Genomic DNA, 21,046 nt, shown 5'->3' with positions numbered 1-21,046 from the left:
ACAGTAAGATAACGTACTTTTATAAACCAATTAAAGGCTTCCGAGGTACGAGGATTAGTTCAACAATGCTATAGCAAATAGGGCATCAGGTCCTGTTCTCATTGGTTTAGGCGTGTTTGCCAGCACCGCCGAATCTTATGGATTCGGCATTTAAAAAGGAAAAGATAAATACGAACGCAAAAGATTCTGCTAAAGGCTCGGCGGAATGGCCGGTGCCGCCCAAACACCCTACTTGCCATAGCCTGACCGGTATCTAGTATAACGCTCCTTGGATAAACGGATATCCCTATTGCCAGCACACAAAACGGGTCGTGGCCACACCCCAAAACATCCATTTAAACTCAAATCGGTGCATTTTAAAAGGCAAAAAACATCCCAATCATCAACAGAACTCTTACGGAAAACTACCGCAGGGAAAACAAGCACCCTAGAAACACCAAGACACGCAAAAAAATTACTTTCATAAAGCCTTACATTTCCTACTTATATTTTTTAATTTCACATTAAAATATAAAAGACAATAACATGGCTACAGTAACATTAAAAGGAAACAGTATACATACACTAGGAACTTTACCTGCAAAAGGAAGCAAAGCTCCCGATTTTCATCTGACCACAAATGATTTGGCCACGGTTAAACTCTCGGACTACGAGGGTTCTAAAGTGGTACTTAATATTTTCCCAAGTGTAGATACCGGTACTTGCGCACAATCCGTTAGGCAATTCAATACCGAGGCCGCGGAACTGGATAACACTATTGTACTTTGTGTTTCCAAAGACCTACCCTTCGCCCAAGCTCGTTTTTGTGGTGCGGAAGGCATTGAAAACGTTGAAATGCTTTCGGATTTTAAAGATGGTAATTTTGGAAAAGCCTATAACCTTGAGTTTACAGATGGGCCTTTAGCACCATTACACTCAAGAGCGGTTGTAGTGCTAGACGAGAAAGGAACCGTATTGTACTCGGAACAAGTGCCGGAAATCGTAGACGAACCCAACTATAAAGCGGCCCTAGAGGCATTAATGGCGTAAAAAGCTTCAACGTATTATGCCCAAAGAATCCTTTCTAGTGAATAGAATTAAGAGTGTTGGCTTCGCAATTCGCGGAGCCATACTTTTGGTACGTACAGAAGCCAGCATAAAAATTCAGGTATCCCTTGGGTTGATTATGACCGCTGCCGGTTTTTATTTTGATATCAGCGCAACGGAATGGATGGTACAACTCTTCGCTATCGCCCTTGTTTTGGGTACCGAAGGCATGAACACCGCGGTAGAGAAATTATCGGATTTTGTACAACCGGAGTTTGATGAAAAAATTGGTTTCATAAAGGATATTTCGGCCGGAGCGGTCATGTTGGTATCCATTTTAGCAAGTATTATAGGTTGTATCATCTATTTTCCTAAGATTTTTTAAGTAAACAAAGCGGCCGGCTTAGGTCGTAAATTTGTAATTTAGCCCCAAGAATAAAACAGTTCATGGCAAAGAAGGCAACTAAAAGAAAGCCCACACCTACGAAAAGAAAATCACCTTTTATCTTGTCCAAGCAGAATAAGATTATATTGGGCAGTCTGTTGGCACTTTTTAGTATTGCCCTGTTTTTCTCTTTTATCTCTTTTTATTTTACGTGGCAAGAAGATCAAAGTATGTTAACGGAGTTTAAGAACCGTAACGAAGAAGCCAAGAATCTATTGAACAAATTTGGTGCAAGTGTAAGTCACTTTTTTGTGTATAAAGGTTTTGGAATCTCAGCCATAATCTTTCCAATTTTGCTATGCATAAGTGGCATTTACATGTTTTTGGGCCTAGACAGGAACGGCCTCCTCAAAAAATGGATATGGGGACTCATTTTCGTTATTTGGATTTCGGTAACCCTTGGATTTTTTGCTACGGAAAGTCCGCTTCTGGGTGGATTGATAGGATACGAAATAAATGATTTCCTTCAGGATTATGCCGGGAAAATCGGTGTACTCCTGCTACTGGTGTTTGGTCTTGTTTTTATAGCTGTACGCCTCTTTAAACTTACCCCCGAGGGAATCGCCTCTTTTTTTAGGTCAAAAAAAGAGGCCTTGGCATCAGAATTTAAATCGTCTAAAAAACCAGAGCCCGAAACAGAAGAATCATTTTTACCATTGGGACAGGACGACGAACCGATTATTATAGACACCTACACGCATAAAGCGGAAATCCCGCATCTAGAAAAAGAACCGGTAGAAAACGATTTTGAAATTACGGTGCAGACCGAACCACAGGCAGAGGAACCCCAGTTGAATATGGAAGTGGAGCACATCGTAGAAGAACAGGAAGAGATAGATCTTCTCGCCAATAAACTAGTAGACGATTTTGGTGAATTTGACCCTACCCTCGAATTAGGCAATTACAAATTCCCGACGCTGGAACTATTGGACCAACATGGTGTTACGGGCGGCATTACGATCAATCAACAAGAGCTGGAAGAAAACAAGGACCGTATAGTAGATACCCTTAAAAACTATAAAATTGGGATTGCCCAAATCAAAGCGACCATAGGCCCAACGGTAACTTTATACGAAATTGTTCCTGAGGCAGGAGTTCGTATTTCTAAAATAAAAAACCTAGAAGACGATATTGCCCTATCCTTAGCTGCATTGGGCATACGTATTATTGCCCCGATACCCGGAAAGGGAACTATTGGTATAGAGGTGCCCAACAAAAATGCGAGCATAGTTTCCATGCGTTCTGTAATTGCTTCCAAGAAATTTCAAAACGCAGAAATGGAACTCCCTATCGCTTTTGGTAAAACAATAAGCAACGAGACCTTTGTGGTCGATCTGGCAAAAATGCCACACTTACTAATGGCGGGCGCTACAGGTCAAGGTAAATCGGTGGGGCTTAATGCTGTTTTAACCTCGCTGCTGTATAAAAAACATCCAGCGGAAGTAAAGTTTATTTTGGTCGACCCAAAGAAGGTAGAACTTACACTGTACAATAAAATAGAACGTCATTTCTTGGCTAAACTACCGGATTCCGAAGAGGCCATAATCACGGACAATACCAAAGTGATACATACCTTGAATTCGCTTTGCATAGAAATGGACAACCGTTATGAGCTGCTTAAATTAGCCATGGTTCGAAATCTTAAAGAATACAATACCAAATTTAAGGCCAGAAAATTAAATCCTAACGATGGACATAAATTTCTACCGTACATTGTTTTGGTTATCGATGAGTTTGCCGATTTGATTATGACAGCGGGCAAAGAAGTAGAAACTCCTGTTGCCAGACTAGCACAGCTTGCCCGGGCCATTGGCATTCACCTTATCATTGCCACCCAAAGACCTTCCGTAAACGTAATTACGGGGATTATTAAGGCAAATTTCCCAGCACGATTAGCATTTAGGGTAACCTCAAAAATAGATTCCAGAACTATTTTGGACGCCCAAGGAGCGGACCAACTTATAGGTCGTGGAGACATGCTCTTTACCCAGGGCAACGATGTTACACGTATACAATGTGCCTTTGTAGATACACCGGAAGTTGCTAAAATCACGGAATTCATAGGTAGCCAACGCGCCTATCCGGAGGCACATGAACTGCCCGAGTACGTGGGTGAGGATTCTGGCACGAGTGTTGATAATGATATTTCCGAAAGAGATGGTAAGTTTCGCGAGGCGGCAGAGGTAATCGTAATTGCACAGCAAGGCTCCGCTTCATTAATACAAAGAAAGTTAAAGCTTGGCTATAATCGTGCGGGCCGCATTGTTGATCAATTGGAAGCGGCCGGTATCGTAGGCCCTTTTGAAGGCAGTAAGGCAAGACAGGTGTTAATTCCCGATCTTGCTTCATTACAGATTTTCTTGGATAACGAAGGAGCTTCCTAAGCGCTTCAACATTAGGCCCAGAAGTATAGATTAGGACATAGTATATTAGCTCGACATATTTATAAAATTAAACCAATGAACAAATTAAGAGTAGTATTCGCTTTTTTATTTATCGCTAGTTTTTCACAAGCCCAGAGTTCAGAAAAGGCAAAAGCCTTGCTGGACGAAGTGTATGCAAAAGTCAAAAGCTATGATAATATATTTGTGGATTTTAAATTTGACCTTAACAATACAGAAGCCGGAATAAAGCAGGAAACCCGTGGCGATGTTACCTTGGCAGGGGAAAAATACATTTTTAATTACTTGGGCGCGCAACAATTATATGACGGCAACAAAGTGTATACGATAGTACCTGAAAATGAAGAGGTGACCATTGAGGACCAAGCCGAGGACGAAAATGCTATGACTCCCTCAAAAATGCTAACGTTCTATCAGTCCGGTCATAATTATGAGATGGACATTCTACAAAACGTACAAGGCCGTAAAATACAGTATGTAAAACTTACGCCTATAGACTCGGATACCGAGATAAAATCCAGATTGTTGGGCATAGATCAAGAAACAAAGCATATTTACAGACTTATTGAAACAGGTAAAAACGGAACAAAGACCACCATAACTGTTAATTCTTTTAAAACGAATCAACCTTTATCCAAAACCTTATTTACTTTTGATGAGGCAAAGCACAAGGAAAAAGGCTACTACATCATTAGAAATTAGGACATTTGAGAATTCTAGACCGGTATATACTATCAAGGTTCGTTTTTAATTTTATCACTTCGTTCGTAATATTGATGTTCATCTTCATATTCCAAACGATTTGGCTTTTTATAGACGATTTAGCCGGCAAAGGTCTGGATATTGTTATCATTGGTAAATTCCTGTTTTATTTGACACCCGATCTCACGGAAAAAGTACTCCCTTTAACCGTATTGCTATCCTCTATACTAACCTTTGGGAACCTTGCCGAAAACTATGAATTTGCCGCAATGAAGGCTTCTGGTATTTCCTTACAGCGCGCAATGCTTACCCTAATTATTTTCGTAACCCTTCTGGGCGGCGTTACGTTCTTTTTTGCCAATGACGTTATTCCCACATCACAACGAAAAATATTTAACCTTAGACGCAATATTGCGAAGGTAAAACCTGCAGTCGCGGTAGCAGAAGGGGTATTCAGTGATTTTGAAGGTACCGGTATGAACATCAAAGTAGATGAGAAATACGGGGACAACGACCGATTTCTGCGGAATGTTATCATTCATGAAAAATCGGATAGAAACGTAAATACTACCGTAATTAAAGCGGAGACCGGCGAATTAAAGAGTAGCGAAAATTCCGATATTTTACAGTTAATTCTTAAAGACGGGCATTACTATAAGGATGTCATTAGCAAATCGAACAAAAACAAGCTTAAGTTCCCCTTCGCTCAAGGAGATTTTGACACGTATATCATAAATATTGACCTCTCAGATTTCAATAACGTAGATCTGGATGAGGAACGTGACATAAGTACGGCAAAAATGAAGAATATCTCTAGGTTGACCCTGGATATAGATTCCATCAAAAAGGATAATTATAGGATTGTACGTGCCTTCTCCAAAAACATAAGCTCAAGGGCAGGCATGTTTGTAGACCTAGCCCCAGACACCACCATTGTTAAAAGTGATGCAAGTCTTAGAAAAGATTCGATTTTAGCCGCAAAAATAAAAGCAGTTAAGGAGAACCCTATAAAACAGGACTCTATAAAAACGGATATTCTACATTTATTCCCGGAATGGCAACGGATTCAATTAATGAATAATGCAAAAAATGCAACCACTGGTATCCTAGGTTCCATAAGGGGGAAAAAAGAAGAAATGGAAAATAGGTACAAGAATTATAACCTCCATATCCTATCGTTACACAACAAATATGCCTTGGCATTCTCCTGCATCATTCTCTTTTTTGTGGGAGCACCCTTAGGGGCGATCATTAGAAAGGGAGGACTAGGACTGCCCATGGTCATCGCTATTGTACTGTTTTTAATATACTATTTTATTGGCGTTTTTGCTGGAAATTATGCCAAGGAAGGAAATATAAATCCTATTTTAGGAGCCTGGTTGTCTACCCTGATCATGCTGCCGTTAGGGATTTTCTTAACAAAAAGAGCCACAGAGGATAAGGGAATGATAAACTTTGGTGCCGTTACGGATTTTTTCCAAATGATCTATAAAAAATTGAAGAAAAAGAAAGTTGATGACAACGAAAACACAGCGTAAAATACAGTTGGATAGCATAAGTGATGCCATTGCGGATATTCAGAAAGGCAAAGTAATCATTGTGGTCGATGATGAAAACAGGGAAAACGAGGGAGACTTTTTAGCAGCCGCGGAACTGGCAACCCCAGAGACCATAAATTTCATGGCCACCCATGGCAGGGGACTTATTTGTGCCCCGTTAACGGAGGGCAGATGTAAAGATCTAGGACTGCACATGATGGTTACCAATAATACAGATCCTATGGAAACTGCATTCACCGTATCGGTAGACCTTAGGGGAAAAGGGGTTACTACGGGGATATCTGCTTCGGATAGATGCAAAACCGTTTTGGCGCTTACAGAAACCGTTACCAAACCACATGATCTGGCCAGACCGGGTCATATATTTCCGTTGGTAGCCAAAGAAGGCGGAGTACTTAGGAGAACCGGGCATACAGAAGCTGCTATAGATTTTGCTCGTTTGGCAGGATTACAACCGGCAGGAATCATTGTGGAGATAATGAACGAGGACGGTTCCATGGCCCGCTTACCAGAGCTTATGAAAGTAGCCGAAAAATTTGACCTGAAAATTGTATCCATTGAGGACTTGGTGGCGTATAGGATGGAACACGATAGCCTCATCGATAAAGAAACGGATTTCGATATTACCACCCGTTTTGGTGAGTTTAGGCTACGCGCTTACAAACAAACTACGAACAACCATGTGCATATTGCATTGACCAAAGGCCACTGGGGCAAGGAGGAGGAAGTACTTACTCGTATTAATTCTACCTTGATCAACAATGATATTTTAGGCACCTTGACCAACAGTCCAGATGAGAAATTGGAGAACATGTTCAAAGCTATCAACAAGGAAGGAAAAGGAGCCATCGTTTTCATAAACCAGGATTCGGAGTCCTTAAATCTGTTAGCGCGTTTAAAGGAACTTAAAGAACTTCAAAAACAAGGAGAATTCAGGGCTCCTAAAATAGAAATGGATACGCGCGACTTTGGAATAGGCGCACAGATACTTCATGATCTCGGTATTTCTAAAATGAGGCTAATGACCAACAGTCAACAGGCTAAACGGGTTGGTATTGTGGGCTACGGATTGGAAATTGTAGATTACGTCTCCTATTAAATTACGGTTTTAAGGTATCGGCAATTATATTGGCAAGCAATTCCGCTCTTTGTTCCACTTGTTGCTTCGTCCAACTTAATTTCACCAATGAGGATATGGTTCTTCCCATCCAAGCATCCGACTTCGAAAAATCAGCAGTTTCATAGTTGGGCATACCATGAATTATTTCATGTGGAAACTTACCTAAGGTCCTTAAACCTGTTAAGTGTTCCCATTTTCGATAATAATGCCAATTGTTATCGAACCAGTAAAAACAGGCGTCCACACCAGCTGCACCTAATGCTTTATGTGCTTTTCGTGTTAGCTCCTCGGTTGGCAAAAAGAAATTAAGGAAGGAATAATTTTCCACTCCACCTTCTGGCACACGTCTAAAGGTGACACCTTCAACACCTGTTAGTGCGTTACGCAATACCGAATAATGTTCCTTTTGAATGGCTATAAATTCATCTAAACGTTTTATCTGAGCGCAACCAACAGCAGCATTCAATTCAGAAATTCTATAATTATACCCCAAGAACGGATGGGCCTCGGCTCCCCTATCGTTACCCATGTGATCATGGCCGTGATCGGAGTAATGGTCCGCATGTTTATAATAAACTTCATTATTGGTAATTAAGGCCCCACCTTCTCCACAGGTAATGGTCTTGACAAAATCAAACGAAAAACAACCCAAATCTCCGTAACTGCCCAAAGGTTTTCCTTCGTAAGTACCACCTATCGCCTGACAGGCGTCCTCTAAAAGCAACAAATTATATTTTAGGCAAATAGCTTTCAAAGCCGATAAATCTGCCATGGAACCGCACATGTGCACGGGCATCACCACTTTGGTCTTTGGGGTAATCGCTTTTTCTACCGCTACCGGATCCAGGGTTAAGGTATCATCAATATCGACCAGTATAGGGATAGCACCAATAGCGAGAATAGATTCAAAACTTGCTACAAAGGTAAATGTTGGCATAATCACCTCATCACCTGCTCCTATTCCCGCTGCTTGCAGGGCTACGGTAAGTGCAGCCGTTCCGCTACTAAGCAATTGTGCGTACTTGGTCTGCATGCGTTCGGCTACCGCTTTTTCCAATTCTTTTGCTTTCCAATGACCGTTTCGCATGCCATCGAATCCATAGCGCATCAAAACACCGGAATCCAATACATCTTGCACCTGTGCCTTTTCCGCTTCCCCAAATAATTCAAATCCTGGCATCTATTTGTACGTTTTATAGAGTATTAGCCTTAACCAAGGTATTTTTCAAAGTTACGATACATCTTTAGAAGGGCAAATATAAAATCAAATACAAGTTCAGAGTTCAAGTTCAAAGTTTCGGGCGTAGACATGAAATAAAAAACTTGATTAACTCTTACGGAGTTCTTAAAAATAGTGTTGAAGTACAGAAAATATAGGTAATTTGACTAGGAGTTGACAATAAAAACGACTAAAGAACTACAACGTAAATCTCCATTAACGAGTAACATCCTATTATGTAAAAAACCAAAGTTTAACTGCCATAATAACGACCATAACAACCAAAAATACTTTTATAAATCCGTCGCCCTTTTTTACGGAAAACCGACTTGCCAGCCACGCTCCACTGCCGTTGCCTATGGCTAGGATAAGGCCTATTTTCCAATTTACCTTATCGTTGTACGCAAACACTGCCAACGCTGAAAGCATATACAAAAATACAACTGCCACTTTGGTAGCATTGGACCGCACCAAGGACATTCGGTTAACGTAATGCAAGAATAGCATCATAAGAAAACCAAGTCCAGCATTAATGAATCCGCCATAAATACCAAAAAAGAAAAAGGCCAGCATCCCAAGCCAAAGATACTTGCCGGTAAGCCGTTCCTGTAGGTGTACCATGCTCATCTTGGGACTAAAAACAATAATGAAAACAACCGCGATCATTACGATGGCAAGGATACGGTTAAACAGTTCCCCACTTACATCTACCGCAATGTAGGCCCCTATTATAGAACCGAGAAATGCGGCTGTACCCAAATAAGTATTAAACGGGAACGTAGAAACACCCTTGCTCCTAAAGCCAGCGGTAGCCATGGCCGTCTGCACTACTATCGCAACCCGGTTGGTACCATTGGCAATATTGGACGGCAAACCAATAAATATCAAAAAAGGGAGCGAGAGCAACGATCCACCACCCGCAACGGTATTTATAAATCCTACCGCAAAACCCACTAAAATAAGTAGGGGATAATGGTACCACTCTTCCATAGCGCAAAAATACGGTTTGAAAGTGAATTTGATACAATTGACCTTACCATTGGTTTATATATTAACTATTATATAATTCCGCAGTTACGGTTATGTTATTTTTTACAAAAAACGACCAAAAAAAAAACCTCACGAATTACGTGAGGCGTACTTTTGCGGAGGAAGAAGGGATTCGAACCCTCGGAAGCTTGCACTTCACAAATCCGGAGATTTGCTACATTAGACCACTCTGCCATTCCTCCATTATTTCAAAACTTAAAGTATAACGGGCATAGATTTGGTTTAGTATCCCAAACTCAAAAAAAAAATTTATGAAATAACAGTTGTTGTACCAAAATGGCTAAAAGGCAAGCCAATCAAAACAGTTATTGCTTATTTTCTTTAACGGCGAGTTTTTTGAACTGTTTATAGATAAATCTCTTCTCTTCCAAGCTAAACTCCTTTCCTTCGAACCAATCGTAAGCGGCAATTTTTTCGTTTTCGACCTGCGCTTTTCTGATGGCCTCCAAAGACACCAAATGCCAATGTAAACCTCTCTGTCTGGAAACAGAATAGCCTACTTCCTCGGTAATATATGAGATTCGTGGTTCATTGTATAATTTAATTCCGTTTTTAAGAACGGCCAAGGTTTTGGTCAGCGCTACTACTTCGGAAAAAGAATACCTTACAAAATCCGAAAATCCGTTTTGTCTTGCGTTATACACTTTATCGCCTATTTCCAGTTTTCTCATCTGTTTATAAAATCGACAAAAATAGCAGCTTTAGCACCTTTGCCCCAAGAGCACTACGGATATGTTATCAACAAAAACGAATATCCTATTTAAGGTTTGCAAGCCTAATGCTGGCAGATTGAGCATTATCCTTAGGCTGCAACAAACCTTATATTTGTTTATATTAGATATTTTATTCATTCTCAATACATATCGTTATGAAAATTTCGAACCCCATACTAACCTTTGCTGTCTTTTGCTCACTGTCCCTAGGCGCATGCAAAAAGACAGCCACATCACAAAAAACCGCTTCCGCGCCACCGAATATTGTAATTATCTATGCCGATGATCTGGGATATGGAGAACTGGGTGCTTACGGTGCTACAAATTTAAAAACACCTAATCTGGATAAACTGGCCAATGGCGGTATCCGTTTTACCAATGGGTATGCTTCTTCGGCTACCTGTACGCCAAGCAGGTACGCCCTATTAACAGGCATCTATCCCTGGCGTAACCAACGGGCAAAGATTCTACCTGGCACAGCCCCTTTAATTATAGATACCGCTCAAATGACCCTCCCTAAACTGTTGAAGCAGGAAGGCTACCATACCGGAATCGTGGGAAAATGGCATTTAGGCCTTGGTAATGGAAACGTTGATTGGAACCAATATATAGCACCTGGCCCAAATGAAGTGGGTTTTGACCAGAGCTACATCATGGCGGCAACACAAGATCGTGTGCCAACGGTGTATATTAAAAATGGCAGAGTAGATAATCTTGACCCTACAGATCCCATAGAAATTAATTATGTGGAAAATTTTGAAGGAGAAGTAACCGGAAAGGAAAATCCCGAGCTCCTGAAAATGAAGCCATCGCATGGCCATGACAACAGTATCGTCAACGGTATTTCCCGTATCGGATACATGAAGGGCGGCGCGGATGCCAAGTGGATAGACGAGGATATGGCCGACCAATTTTTGGCAAAAGCCCAGACCTATATAAAATCACATAAAACCGAACCTTTTTTTCTTTATTATGCCCTACAGCAACCACATGTACCAAGAACTCCGCATCCAAGATTCGTAGGCACATCCGGCATGGGGCCTCGCGGAGACGTCATTGTCGAGGCAGATTGGTGTGTTGGGGAATTAATAAATACCTTAGAGGAAGAAGGACTCTTAGAGAATACGTTAATTGTATTTAGCAGTGATAACGGGCCTGTAGTAGATGATGGTTACCACGACGATTCCGTAGAAAAATTAGGCGACCACAAACCCGCCGGCCCTTTAAGAGGCGGGAAATACAGTCTCTTTGAAGCCGGCACACGTGTTCCCTTTATCACCTATTGGAAAGGAACCATACAACCTGGGGTATCCAATGCCTTGGTGTCACAGCTAGACCTTCTTAGCTCTATAGCAGCGCTAACGGGAAGTACGGAAAGAGGAAGGGATAGCGAAGACCTTTTGGACACATTTTTAGGCAAGACCAAAATCGGAAGGAAAGAAGTAATTATAGAAGCGACCTCTAGAACTGCATTTAGACAAGGAGATTGGGCCATGATTCCCCCTTATAATGGAAGACGCGTAAATACGCAGGTTAATATTGAGCTTGGAAATGATACCATTTACCAATTGTACAATCTCAAAGATGACCTTGAACAGCAAAACAACCTGGCAGAATCCCGACCGGAAGTGTTAGCGAAAATGATTTCCGAGTATGAAGCCATTCTGCTTAAATAACAGTGCATCTTGGCACACCTGGCTTACCGCACCAAAGTATGTGCCAGCGCGCTAACCTAAGGCTGTATACGTGCATCAATTATTCAGGTTCTAATACGAACGTTTTTGAAACTAAAATCAGATTATCTCGCTTAGGACTAAAAAATGTAGGAACTAAGAAGTCATTTAAACTTTTTCCGTTTGTTGAAAAATTGCTCTTTTTGGTTGCGCGCGGCAGCTGGCTACTCATTCAAAAGCCAAATTGTCGGCATTTGTTTAGGCCCTGTCCTTTTTTCCTTCCATAGCGATGCTATGCAATTCAAAAAAGTATTCAAATATTCAAAAAATCTCTAGTCTTTGTTTGAACGCAAAAAGTTTAGGTAACTTGTAATACCAATTTAAATTCTAGATGTCGTATAAAACAAGTTTCTTTTTAACTCATTTGTCGTCATAATATAGAACCATAGCTAATGCTATGCTTAGATTTCATTCCTAAACTGAGAAAAAATAATTCAAATTTTCAATACGACATTCAAAACTTAAATTGCTATAAGACAAAATATGTTCAAATACAGAACACCATAAGGTAAATTGTTATAAATAATACCATTTCTTGAAACTGACTATCCCCGAGGCAAGCCGTAGGGGTATTTCGCAAGTTTCATTTTGGCCAAAGGGGCCAAAACCGAAATTTTATATTTTGCCTCACCCGGAACTGCAAAAATGCAGTTCCGACCTATCCCAACGAGAGCTGCATGGTAAACTTCGAGGCACGGCCGTCGGGAAATGATTAAAATTCATGCACATAAAATTTAATATACTTCCTCCGCCCAGCCAGAGGATGAATCAGGAGTAATTAGCTGCGCAAAGTAATAATAGAACAATTCGTATACATCTTAAGTACGGGCGGGCAGTTATGAGAATTAAGGCCAATGTGAATGAAGCTCAATCAAATAAATCTATCAAGCGTATTGACTTGAAATAGTTTGAGAAGTATACGATTTTATTTCGACCAATTACACGATGTTTTTTTACAACATATTTAATTTTGGGCGGCTTTATGGATAGCATCAAGCAAGCTTCCATCTTCCTTGGTATCGTTTCCCAATTCCCAAAACATAATTCCACCTAATCCCTTTTCCATGGCGTACCTGGTTTTTCTGGCAACGGAAACGGTATCGTCATAAGAAAGCATCAAACTATCTACTGCATTATACATATAGGGCGCTTCTGCATTTTCGTCCCAATACCGCTTAAAATTAGCATCCTCTTCATAGGATTTCCTAATTTGATTGTAGGCCAACCAGCCAATATGCATACCCCCACTACGTTGGTACAACCCGTTATTTTCCGGTACTACCCCTTTCCAAACCCTGCCATAGAAAGCTCCACCGATTACTATTTGCTTAGGGTCTACAGATTGCCCGATCAAATAGTCCACAATTTTTTGTGTTGAACGTGGGTTTGGATCCGAATACCGACCGTTCTTATAAAGACTATCCAAATGTTTATGAAATGGCGTGCCCAATATATCATTGCTAGCTACATCTCCCAAAGCCGTGTGATGACCCGTATATTCCGAAACACCGGAAACCAAGTCGTAAGTCATCACGTTCATATAATCTGCATACTTCATCACCTCGTTGGTTTCGATAAAATCATAGTAGCGTTTCCAACCGGCCGATGCAAATGTTAGCACTTTTGACGTTTCGAATGCATCCAACATCTCACGCAGGCCTTTCATCAAGGCCGTAAAATTTTGGGTGTCCTCATCACGTGCCATAGTTCCCGCTCCGGATATACCCGGATACTCCCAATCCATATCCAAACCATCTAGCTGGTATTTCTCTATAAACTCAGATGCACTAGCTATAAATTTTGTCCTACCTTCTGTAGTGAGTGCCATATCGGAAAAACCATCTGCTCCCCAACCTCCACATGCTATCATTACCTTTAAATCCGGATTACGTTGTTTTTGCTTTACAAGCGCTTCCAGCTTTGGACCAGCAATATCCGGATTCCTAAATTTCATTTTCCCATCTATTACATTCGTAAAGGAATAAATGATGTGGGTAAGCTTTTCTACAGGTATCTTTTCCGGTTCATAATTAGGTTCCGGCACATAATACGCCATAATTACCGTTCCCAAAGAGGATTTCACCACTTGGGCATGCTCCTTGTCTTTCTTTGCTTTTGGGGAACAGCCCAGCACAAATACTACGATTAAAAGTTGAGCGATGATTGTTTTTTTCAAAGTCATGAGCTTGTGTTTTATCTTATTCGTAACTAAATAATGTAGTCTTTCGGCTATTTTAAAAATAACTTTAAATCTACTTAAGAACGGCTCCCACTATAATGAGGAGCATAACAAATATCCTTGTACTATTAATGACCATCCATCGTAAAATTAAATCAAAATACCCTATTGTAGCACAATACTACAACATATTACGCCTCCAAAACGGTTCAGAATTTCCCCATAGCGACAAAGCGGCTCATTTGACAAAGCTATGTAGTTGCTGGGAAAAGATTTCCAAGACTAAACATTGCAGCAGAAGACCACAACCAATCATAAAATACTCGAGGGTGATTATGAAGTCATTTAAACTTTTTCCGTTAGCTAAAAAATTGCTCTTTTTCGCCGCGGGCTGCAGCTGGCTCCTCATTCAAAAGCCAAATTGTTGGCTTTTGTTTCGGCCCTGTCTTTTTTTCTTTCCTTAGCTATGCTATGCAACTCAAAAAAGCCTTCAAATGGTCATAAAATTTCTAATTTTCGCTTGAACGCGAAAAGTTTAAACCACTTCTATAAACTAAATCTAAATTCCAAAGGTAATGAAGACTAATCAAAACTTTTATAACTGAACAAAATAACCGCAACTCCTATCTAAATTAGAGACCTAAGGAACCTATAGCTTAATTAGGCCTACTAAACGCAACTTCGGGATTCTTGCTTTTTTGCTCCCGAAAAAGCTTTTGCTGTTGTTTTACGGTCATAGTACTGCCATCATGGCTCCATCCCGGAGGACCAAAAATATACATGAGCTTATCCCCTATTTTGCTGGACTTCTTTGTATCGTTCCAGATATCCTTGAACTCATGTGTTAGGATAACGATCGGGTTGTTGGAGTTAGGAGCATGAATTACACCATATTTTACATCTATAGAATCATCCAAAGGCAACCAAGTACCGAACATTCTATCAAAAATATTCAAGAAACCGCCATGGTTCTTATCCAGGTATTCTACGTTCTGTGCATGGTGTACCTGATGCATGGTGTGGGTGTTCATGAACTTCTCAAAAATTCCAAGTTTAGGGAGTAATACGGTGTGTAGTTGAAATTGCCATAAGGCTTCGATTCCTAAACAGAAAACCACCATTTCCGGGGCAAAACCGAGTGCCGGCATCCACATGTAGAAAAAAGGTTTATACAAAAGGGTAAACCAACCGTTGCGTACCGCGGTTCCTAAATTAAAGTTGTCTGAGGAGTGGTGTACAATATGTGCCGCCCATAATATTCTAATTTCATGATTTGCCCTGTGAAACCAGTAGTAGGTAAAGTCGTCCGCTAATTGACACAACAACCAAACATACCAAGCATAGCCAAAAGATTCGTACCCTAAAACATGGGTGCGCACACCATCAACCAAAGGATTGAACAGCTCGTAAACATAAGTGAAAATAACAATAGCGGATACTACTTTCAAAAGTGCTGCAAGAACCGCAGAACCAACACCCATGAATCCACTGGCAAAAAGATCTTTCCAATCATAAAGATCGTGATGTTCATCATGATTTTTGCTGTAGGTTAATTCCAGTAAGATAAATATTATAAAACAAGGTGCGCCGTACACCAACGGGTTTGTCAAATCCATATATTCCAATCAATTTTTTATAAATATAGCTATTAATGTTCCTAAACAACAACTTGTTTAACCTTTGGCTTTCGGCAATTAGGATTACAGCTGTATGCCTAAACAAGCTACTCTCCTTTTGATTTTTTCAAAATCTGATTTTGCTCTGTCATCAATTTTTCAAGGTTCGATAATAATTCTATCTGCTTTGGTGTCTCAACCTCTTTATTACTAGGATCCTCGGCCTTATCCTTGAATCTGTTTACGAACTTAAGCACAATGAAAATTGTAAATGCAACTATAGCAAAATCTATCATTACCTCTAAAAATTCTCCGTAACCAACTGCGACCTCCTCAACCCCATTCGATGCTTCTCGCAAGACCATTTTCTTATTGCTCAGATTTACGCCATCCGTTAACAAGGAAAGCGGCGGCATTACAATTTTTTTCACCAATGCGTTCACCACATTATTGAAAGCTGTTCCTATAATGATACCAATGGCCATATCTATCATATTTCCTTTGACCGCAAAATTCTTGAATTCTTTAAAAAGGCTTTTCATAGTCTATTTTAGAAAAGTGTGATCTGACCTTCGCCGCTGTCCTCGGTATCCGAATTAGTTTCGGGACCTTCGTTTTTTGAATCTGAAGTTTTGGTCGTAGCAGGTTTTATTTCCGATAGATTTTCCTCATCTACCACTTCCATATCATTGGCTTCCTCCACGGGAGCCTCCTCATAAGGTAAAGCTTCCAATGCATTGATATTTTTAACCTTCTCCGATGTCAACTGATTACCTAAAGCTTTTATCCCTTTAATCGCTATAAAATCTTCTATATCAACTTTTTGACTTTCCTTAGGGTCTTTTCCCCTAGGTTTTGGAAACTCTAGTTCTATCATAGGCCTCCAATCGGTGGAGACCAGCTCCAAGTATGATTTTGGGTGCTCGGAAATAAAAAGATCTTCTCTGTTTCCGCTTTCGATAAGGAATCGTTTTACATAGAATCGTTCTTTTTCTCCCTCCCAGTAAATGGCCGAAATTGGCTTGTTGGGATTCCATTTTTCCAGCACGATCATATCATCATCAAAATGGGTGGTGACTACTGGCAAAATGGTTTTTGCTATACCTTTTTGAGTGATAATCAACAATAGATCCTCTCCCTTAAACTCTCCAATAAGCTCTCCCCTGCCATCAACATTCAACCGTCTTACCACATCATCGAACCAAATTTTTCTTGGTTTTAAGGTAGAAACTCCTTTTTCCTTTAGTTCGATACGCTTCACCGTATATTTTGTAACGATGTTCCCTTTGGAGGTGCGCCCTTTAATACGCACGTCTGCAAAATCTATGTCCCATTTCAGTTTTTTTATACTTCCGGCCTGGCGTAAATTTACGGTTACCACTTCTGCCTCCCCGTTCGGGTTTGCTGAAAAATAGAGTATACTGGAGTTGGGACTACCTGCGGTTAGGTCATAAGGTTTGTCTCGGGTAATGGAGGTCACATTGAACCTCTTAATGTAAGAGGCCCCGCCTTTTCCATCTTTATAGACCAAATTATATATGGTGCGTTTATCCTTTTTCTTAAAGACGGCTACATGTATGATATTCTTTCCTACAAAAATTTTAGCATCTACCTTGCTTACCTGCATTTTACCATCTTTGGTAAAGACGATTATATCATCAATATCACTACAATCCGTTACATACTCGTCTCTTTTAAGGGCGGTGCCCACAAATCCTTCTTCACGGTTAACGTAAAGCTTGGTATTTCGGATAGCTACTTTAGTTGCTTCAATATCATCAAAAACCCGAATTTCAGATTTGCGCTCCCTACCCTCTCCGTAGGTCTTTTTTAATCTAGTGAAATAGGTAATGGCCCAGTCTACCAAGTTGGCTAAATGATGCTTTACCTCAGCTATTTTTTCTTCTAAATTGTCTAGGTATTCCTGAGCCTTGGCTAAATCGAATTTTGATATTTTCTTGATCTTGATTTCCGTTAATCGAAGAATATCCTCTTCGGTAACGGCACGTCTCAGGTGTTTTGTATGCGGTGCCAAACCTTTGTCGATTGCAGCAATTACGCCTTCCCATGTTTCCTCTTCTTCAATATCCCGGTAAATCCTGTTCTCGATAAAAATTCGTTCCAAAGAGGCAGCATGCCATTGCGCTTCCAGTTCCGACAATTGAATTTCTAGTTCTTGCCGCAACAGCTCAACGGTAGCATCCGTAGAACGTTTTAGCATTTCCGTTACCCCTATGAACAAAGGCTTATTATCCTCGATGATACAGCCCAATGGAGAAATAGAGGACTCGCAAGCGGTAAAGGCATATAGGGCATCAATGGTTTTGTCCGGTGATATACCTGATGGCAAATGGACCAAAATTTCGACCTCTGCAGCGGTATTGTCCTCTATCTTTTTGATTTTTATCTTTCCCTTTTCGTTCGCTTTAAGGATAGATTCAATTAAAGAAGAGGTATTGGTTCCGTACGGTATTTCACTGATAACCAGTGTGTTTTTGTTTAAGGTAGAAATTCTTGCGCGCACTCTAATTTTCCCACCTCGGAGTCCGTCGTTATAATTGTCTACATCAATAATTCCAGCGGTTGGGAAGTCGGGGAACAATTTAAATCGTTGCCCTTTTAGGTGTTTTATGGAGGCGTCTATGAGCTCTATAAAGTTATGCGGAAGTACTTTTGTAGATAAGCCTACCGCAATACCTTCCGCTCCTTGTGCCAAAAGCAATGGAAACATGACCGGAAGGTTTACAGGCTCCTTTTTTCTACCATCATAGGATTGCTGCCATTCCGTAATTTTGGGACTAAAAACAACATCCAAAGCAAATTTTGATAGTCGCGCCTCAATATAACGTGATGCCGCAGCCCTATCGCCTGTTAGTATATTTCCCCAGTTTCCTTGTGTGTCTATCAATAGGTCCTTTTGACCCATTTGCACCATTGCGTCCGCAATACTTGCATCACCGTGCGGATGGTATTGCATGGTGTGCCCAACAACGTTCGCTACTTTGTTGTATCGCCCGTCATCTAACTCCTTGAGCGCATGCATAATTCTGCGTTGCACAGGCTTGAACCCGTCTTCTATGGCGGGTACCGCACGTTCTAAAATTACATAAGAGGCATAATCCAGAAACCAGTCCTTGTACATACCGGTAACTTTGGTCAAAGCTATGTCCTCTTCCTCTTCAATGGCAGGGTCTTCGGCAGTAATATCATCTGAATCACCTTCGGAAATAGGGTCTTGATTCTCATTCAAGCCTTGCTCATTCTCCGATTGGTTTTCATCATCAGCAGGTAAATTCAAATCTTCTTCATTTTCTTCCATAAAGGACTACTATCTGTATTGGTTTTTTTTGTGTTCGTTTAGATGTTTTCTTCGACCAAGTCGATCTCCACTTTAAGATTTTCGATAATAAATTTTTGACGGTCGGGCGTGTTCTTGCCCATATAGAAACTCAATAGTTCTTCAATGGACATTGCCTTGTCCAGCATTACGGGCTCTAGCCGGATATCATCCCCAATAAAATGCACAAATTCATCGGGCGAAATTTCCCCTAATCCTTTAAAGCGGGTAATTTCCGGTTTTCCGGTTAATTTCTCAATGGCGTCTTTACGCTCCTCCTCGCTGTAACAGTAAATGGTTTCTTTTTTGTTACGGACCCTAAATAATGGGGTTTGCAAAATATACAAGTGATTCTCCTTTATCAATTCTGGAAAGAACTGTAAAAAGAAAGTGATCAACAGTAACCGAATGTGCATACCGTCAACATCTGCATCCGTGGCAATAACGATGTTATTGTATCTTAGGTCCTCTATCGACTCTTCAATATTCAACGCAGCTTGCAGCAGGTTAAATTCTTCATTCTCGTAGACTATTTTTTTAGAAAGTCCGTAGGAATTTAAAGGTTTCCCCTTTAGACTAAAAACCGCCTGTGTGTTTACATCGCGAGACTTGGTAATGGATCCCGATGCGGAGTCGCCCTCCGTAATAAAAAGTGTGCTTTCTAGATTTCTGTCTTTTTTTGTATCGCCTAAATGAATGCGACAATCACGCAATTTTTTATTATGAAGATTGGCTTTTTTGGCCCGGTCCTTTGCTAGTTTGCGAATACCGGAGAGTTCCTTGCGTTCGCGCTCGGCCTGTAATATCTTTCGCTGTATGGCCTCTTTTGTATCCGGGTTCTTATGAAGGTAATTGTCCAGGTATTTTTTGACAAAATCGTTAATGTACGTGCGAACCGTGGGCAGATCTCCTCCCATATCCGTAGAACCTAATTTTGTTTTTGTCTGGCTTTCAAATACAGGTTCCATCACTTTTATGGCGATAGCGGAGATGACGGATTTGCGAATATCGGAAGGATCGTAATTCTTGCCATAATGCTCCCTGATCGTTTTCACCAAGGCCTCCCTAAAAGCTGTTTGGTGCGTACCACCTTGTGTTGTGTTCTGTCCGTTCACAAAAGAATGGTACTCCTCGCTATACTGGGTTTTACTGTGGGTAATGGCAATTTCTATATCCTCGCTTTTCAAATGTATAACCGGATATAGGAAATCCTCTACATTGTTGTTGTCCTCCAACAGGTCTTTTAAACCGTTTTCCGAATAAAATTTCTCACCATTGTAATCTATAGTAAGGCCAGGGTTCAGGTACACGTAGTTTTTGAGCATGCGTTCAACATACTCGTTACGGAACTTATAGTTTTTAAAGATAGCTTCATCCGGACGGAAAGATACCTTGGTACCTTTTCGCTGTGAGGAGTCGACCGGCCCTTCTTCTTTTAAAAGATTCCCTTGACTAAATTCGGCCGTTTTAATTTTGTTGTCCCTTGAGGATTGTACTTCAAAAAAGCTAGAAAGCGCATTGACCGCCTTGGTTCCCACCCCGTTGAGTCCTACCGATTTTTTAAACGCCCTGGAATCGTATTTACCGCCAGTGTTCATTTTCGACACCACATCCACCACTTTTCCTAGGGGAATACCCCTACCGTAATCGCGTACTTTTACCAATCCATCCTTGATACGGATTTCAATGGTCTTACCGGAACCCATTACAAATTCATCGATGCAGTTGTCAATGGTTTCTTTTAGGAGGATATAAATACCATCATCTGCCGAAGAACCATCACCCAGTTTTCCAATATACATACCGGGACGCAATCGGATGTGTTCTTTCCAATCTAACGAGCGTATATTATCCTCTGTGTATTTAGTGTCTTGGGACATGTTGTTATAGCGTTTGTGAAAGTGTCGTTAAAGATAAGGCGACTAAGAAAAAGAACAAACCCCAA

15 protein-coding genes and 1 tRNA gene are annotated in these 21,046 nt (G+C 40.7%); 7 read left to right on the top strand and 9 right to left on the bottom strand.

Translation table 11 applies throughout. The features are described from left to right. The first annotated feature begins 525 nt into the window (after positions 1-525). From tpx to ribB, 6 genes are all read left to right on the top strand, one after another. The gene (tpx, locus tag ACFQZJ_RS18740; protein ID WP_379936502.1) at positions 526-1,029 is read left to right on the top strand and encodes a thiol peroxidase; all 504 of its coding nucleotides are present in this window, start codon (positions 526-528) and stop codon (positions 1,027-1,029) included. Positions 1,030-1,045: 16 nt separating this feature from the next. Further along, positions 1,046-1,411 carry a diacylglycerol kinase gene (locus tag ACFQZJ_RS18735; protein ID WP_379936501.1) on the top strand — a complete coding sequence of 122 codons (366 nt, stop codon included), beginning with the start codon at positions 1,046-1,048 and terminating at the stop codon, positions 1,409-1,411. Positions 1,412-1,473: 62 nt separating this feature from the next. Continuing rightward, positions 1,474-3,855: an FtsK/SpoIIIE family DNA translocase gene (locus ACFQZJ_RS18730; protein ID WP_379936500.1), complete on the top strand. Its 2,382-nt coding sequence runs from the start codon at positions 1,474-1,476 to the stop codon at positions 3,853-3,855. Positions 3,856-3,930: 75 nt separating this feature from the next. Beyond that, positions 3,931-4,575, top strand: coding sequence for a LolA family protein (locus ACFQZJ_RS18725; protein WP_379936499.1), 645 nt, complete (start codon positions 3,931-3,933; stop codon positions 4,573-4,575). Positions 4,576-4,601: 26 nt separating this feature from the next. Next, positions 4,602-6,113: an LptF/LptG family permease gene (locus tag ACFQZJ_RS18720; protein ID WP_379936507.1), complete on the top strand. Its 1,512-nt coding sequence runs from the start codon at positions 4,602-4,604 to the stop codon at positions 6,111-6,113. Then, positions 6,091-7,233, top strand: coding sequence for a 3,4-dihydroxy-2-butanone-4-phosphate synthase (gene ribB, locus ACFQZJ_RS18715; protein WP_379936498.1), 1,143 nt, complete (start codon positions 6,091-6,093; stop codon positions 7,231-7,233). Before ACFQZJ_RS18720 ends, ribB begins: the two co-directional genes overlap by 23 nt. Before the next feature lies 1 nt (position 7,234). On the opposite strand, the gene ACFQZJ_RS18710 is transcribed toward ribB, so the two are convergent. The 4 genes from ACFQZJ_RS18710 to ACFQZJ_RS18695 form a co-directional block, all read right to left on the bottom strand. Then, positions 7,235-8,434 carry a DegT/DnrJ/EryC1/StrS family aminotransferase gene (locus ACFQZJ_RS18710; RefSeq protein ID WP_379936497.1) on the bottom strand — a complete coding sequence of 400 codons (1,200 nt, stop codon included), beginning with the start codon at positions 8,432-8,434 and terminating at the stop codon, positions 7,235-7,237. 273 nt (positions 8,435-8,707) lie between these two features. Continuing rightward, complete coding sequence (locus ACFQZJ_RS18705) at positions 8,708-9,463, bottom strand: sulfite exporter TauE/SafE family protein (RefSeq protein WP_379936496.1); 756 nt, start codon at positions 9,461-9,463, stop codon at positions 8,708-8,710. 156 nt (positions 9,464-9,619) lie between these two features. Then, positions 9,620-9,705 (bottom strand) — tRNA-OTHER (locus ACFQZJ_RS18700). Positions 9,706-9,828: 123 nt separating this feature from the next. Then, positions 9,829-10,194 (bottom strand): pyruvate kinase, encoded by a 366-nt coding sequence (locus tag ACFQZJ_RS18695; RefSeq protein ID WP_379936495.1) that lies wholly within the window; start codon positions 10,192-10,194, stop codon positions 9,829-9,831. Between the two features lie 197 nt (positions 10,195-10,391). Here ACFQZJ_RS18695 and ACFQZJ_RS18690 point away from each other — a divergent pair, with 197 nt between their 5' ends. Next, a complete protein-coding gene (locus ACFQZJ_RS18690) occupies positions 10,392-11,912 on the top strand; it encodes a sulfatase family protein (protein WP_379936494.1) in 1,521 nt (506 codons plus the stop codon). 1,021 nt (positions 11,913-12,933) lie between these two features. On the opposite strand, the gene ACFQZJ_RS18685 is transcribed toward ACFQZJ_RS18690, so the two are convergent. From ACFQZJ_RS18685 to ACFQZJ_RS18665, 5 genes are all read right to left on the bottom strand, one after another. Continuing rightward, the gene (locus ACFQZJ_RS18685; protein ID WP_379936493.1) at positions 12,934-14,151 is read right to left on the bottom strand and encodes a glycoside hydrolase family 18 protein; all 1,218 of its coding nucleotides are present in this window, start codon (positions 14,149-14,151) and stop codon (positions 12,934-12,936) included. 653 nt (positions 14,152-14,804) lie between these two features. Beyond that, on the bottom strand, positions 14,805-15,764 hold the full coding sequence (locus ACFQZJ_RS18680; RefSeq protein ID WP_379936492.1) for a sterol desaturase family protein: 960 nt from the start codon (positions 15,762-15,764) through the stop codon (positions 14,805-14,807). Positions 15,765-15,871: 107 nt separating this feature from the next. Beyond that, the gene (gene mscL / locus ACFQZJ_RS18675; protein ID WP_379936491.1) at positions 15,872-16,306 is read right to left on the bottom strand and encodes a large-conductance mechanosensitive channel protein MscL; all 435 of its coding nucleotides are present in this window, start codon (positions 16,304-16,306) and stop codon (positions 15,872-15,874) included. An 8-nt stretch (positions 16,307-16,314) separates the two neighbouring features. Next, on the bottom strand, positions 16,315-19,083 hold the full coding sequence (locus ACFQZJ_RS18670) for a DNA gyrase/topoisomerase IV subunit A (RefSeq protein WP_379936490.1): 2,769 nt from the start codon (positions 19,081-19,083) through the stop codon (positions 16,315-16,317). A 38-nt stretch (positions 19,084-19,121) separates the two neighbouring features. Further along, complete coding sequence (locus ACFQZJ_RS18665) at positions 19,122-20,981, bottom strand: DNA topoisomerase IV subunit B (protein WP_379936489.1); 1,860 nt, start codon at positions 20,979-20,981, stop codon at positions 19,122-19,124. Between the last annotated feature and the right edge of the window lie 65 nt (positions 20,982-21,046).

The organism is Maribacter chungangensis (genome assembly GCF_042676845.1).
In the GTDB taxonomy this organism is placed as follows: Bacteria; Bacteroidota; Bacteroidia; order Flavobacteriales; family Flavobacteriaceae; genus Maribacter; species Maribacter chungangensis.
This window is presented reverse-complemented; position numbering and strand designations above follow the sequence as displayed.

Excerpts from the sequence above, each read along its gene's own strand:
- tpx (WP_379936502.1), top strand. The coding sequence starts at position 526 with ATGGCTACAGTAACATTAAAAGGAAACAGTATACATACACTAGGAACT.
- ACFQZJ_RS18735 (WP_379936501.1), top strand. The coding sequence starts at position 1,046 with ATGCCCAAAGAATCCTTTCTAGTGAATAGAATTAAGAGTGTTGGCTTC.
- ACFQZJ_RS18730 (WP_379936500.1), top strand. The coding sequence starts at position 1,474 with ATGGCAAAGAAGGCAACTAAAAGAAAGCCCACACCTACGAAAAGAAAA.
- ACFQZJ_RS18725 (WP_379936499.1), top strand. The coding sequence starts at position 3,931 with ATGAACAAATTAAGAGTAGTATTCGCTTTTTTATTTATCGCTAGTTTT.
- ribB (WP_379936498.1), top strand. The coding sequence starts at position 6,091 with ATGACAACGAAAACACAGCGTAAAATACAGTTGGATAGCATAAGTGAT.
- ACFQZJ_RS18710 (WP_379936497.1), bottom strand. The coding sequence starts at position 8,434 with ATGCCAGGATTTGAATTATTTGGGGAAGCGGAAAAGGCACAGGTGCAA.
- ACFQZJ_RS18705 (WP_379936496.1), bottom strand. The coding sequence starts at position 9,463 with ATGGAAGAGTGGTACCATTATCCCCTACTTATTTTAGTGGGTTTTGCG.
- ACFQZJ_RS18695 (WP_379936495.1), bottom strand. The coding sequence starts at position 10,194 with ATGAGAAAACTGGAAATAGGCGATAAAGTGTATAACGCAAGACAAAAC.
- ACFQZJ_RS18690 (WP_379936494.1), top strand. The coding sequence starts at position 10,392 with ATGAAAATTTCGAACCCCATACTAACCTTTGCTGTCTTTTGCTCACTG.
- ACFQZJ_RS18685 (WP_379936493.1), bottom strand. The coding sequence starts at position 14,151 with ATGACTTTGAAAAAAACAATCATCGCTCAACTTTTAATCGTAGTATTT.
- ACFQZJ_RS18680 (WP_379936492.1), bottom strand. The coding sequence starts at position 15,764 with ATGGATTTGACAAACCCGTTGGTGTACGGCGCACCTTGTTTTATAATA.
- mscL (WP_379936491.1), bottom strand. The coding sequence starts at position 16,306 with ATGAAAAGCCTTTTTAAAGAATTCAAGAATTTTGCGGTCAAAGGAAAT.
- ACFQZJ_RS18670 (WP_379936490.1), bottom strand. The coding sequence starts at position 19,083 with ATGGAAGAAAATGAAGAAGATTTGAATTTACCTGCTGATGATGAAAAC.
- ACFQZJ_RS18665 (WP_379936489.1), bottom strand. The coding sequence starts at position 20,981 with ATGTCCCAAGACACTAAATACACAGAGGATAATATACGCTCGTTAGAT.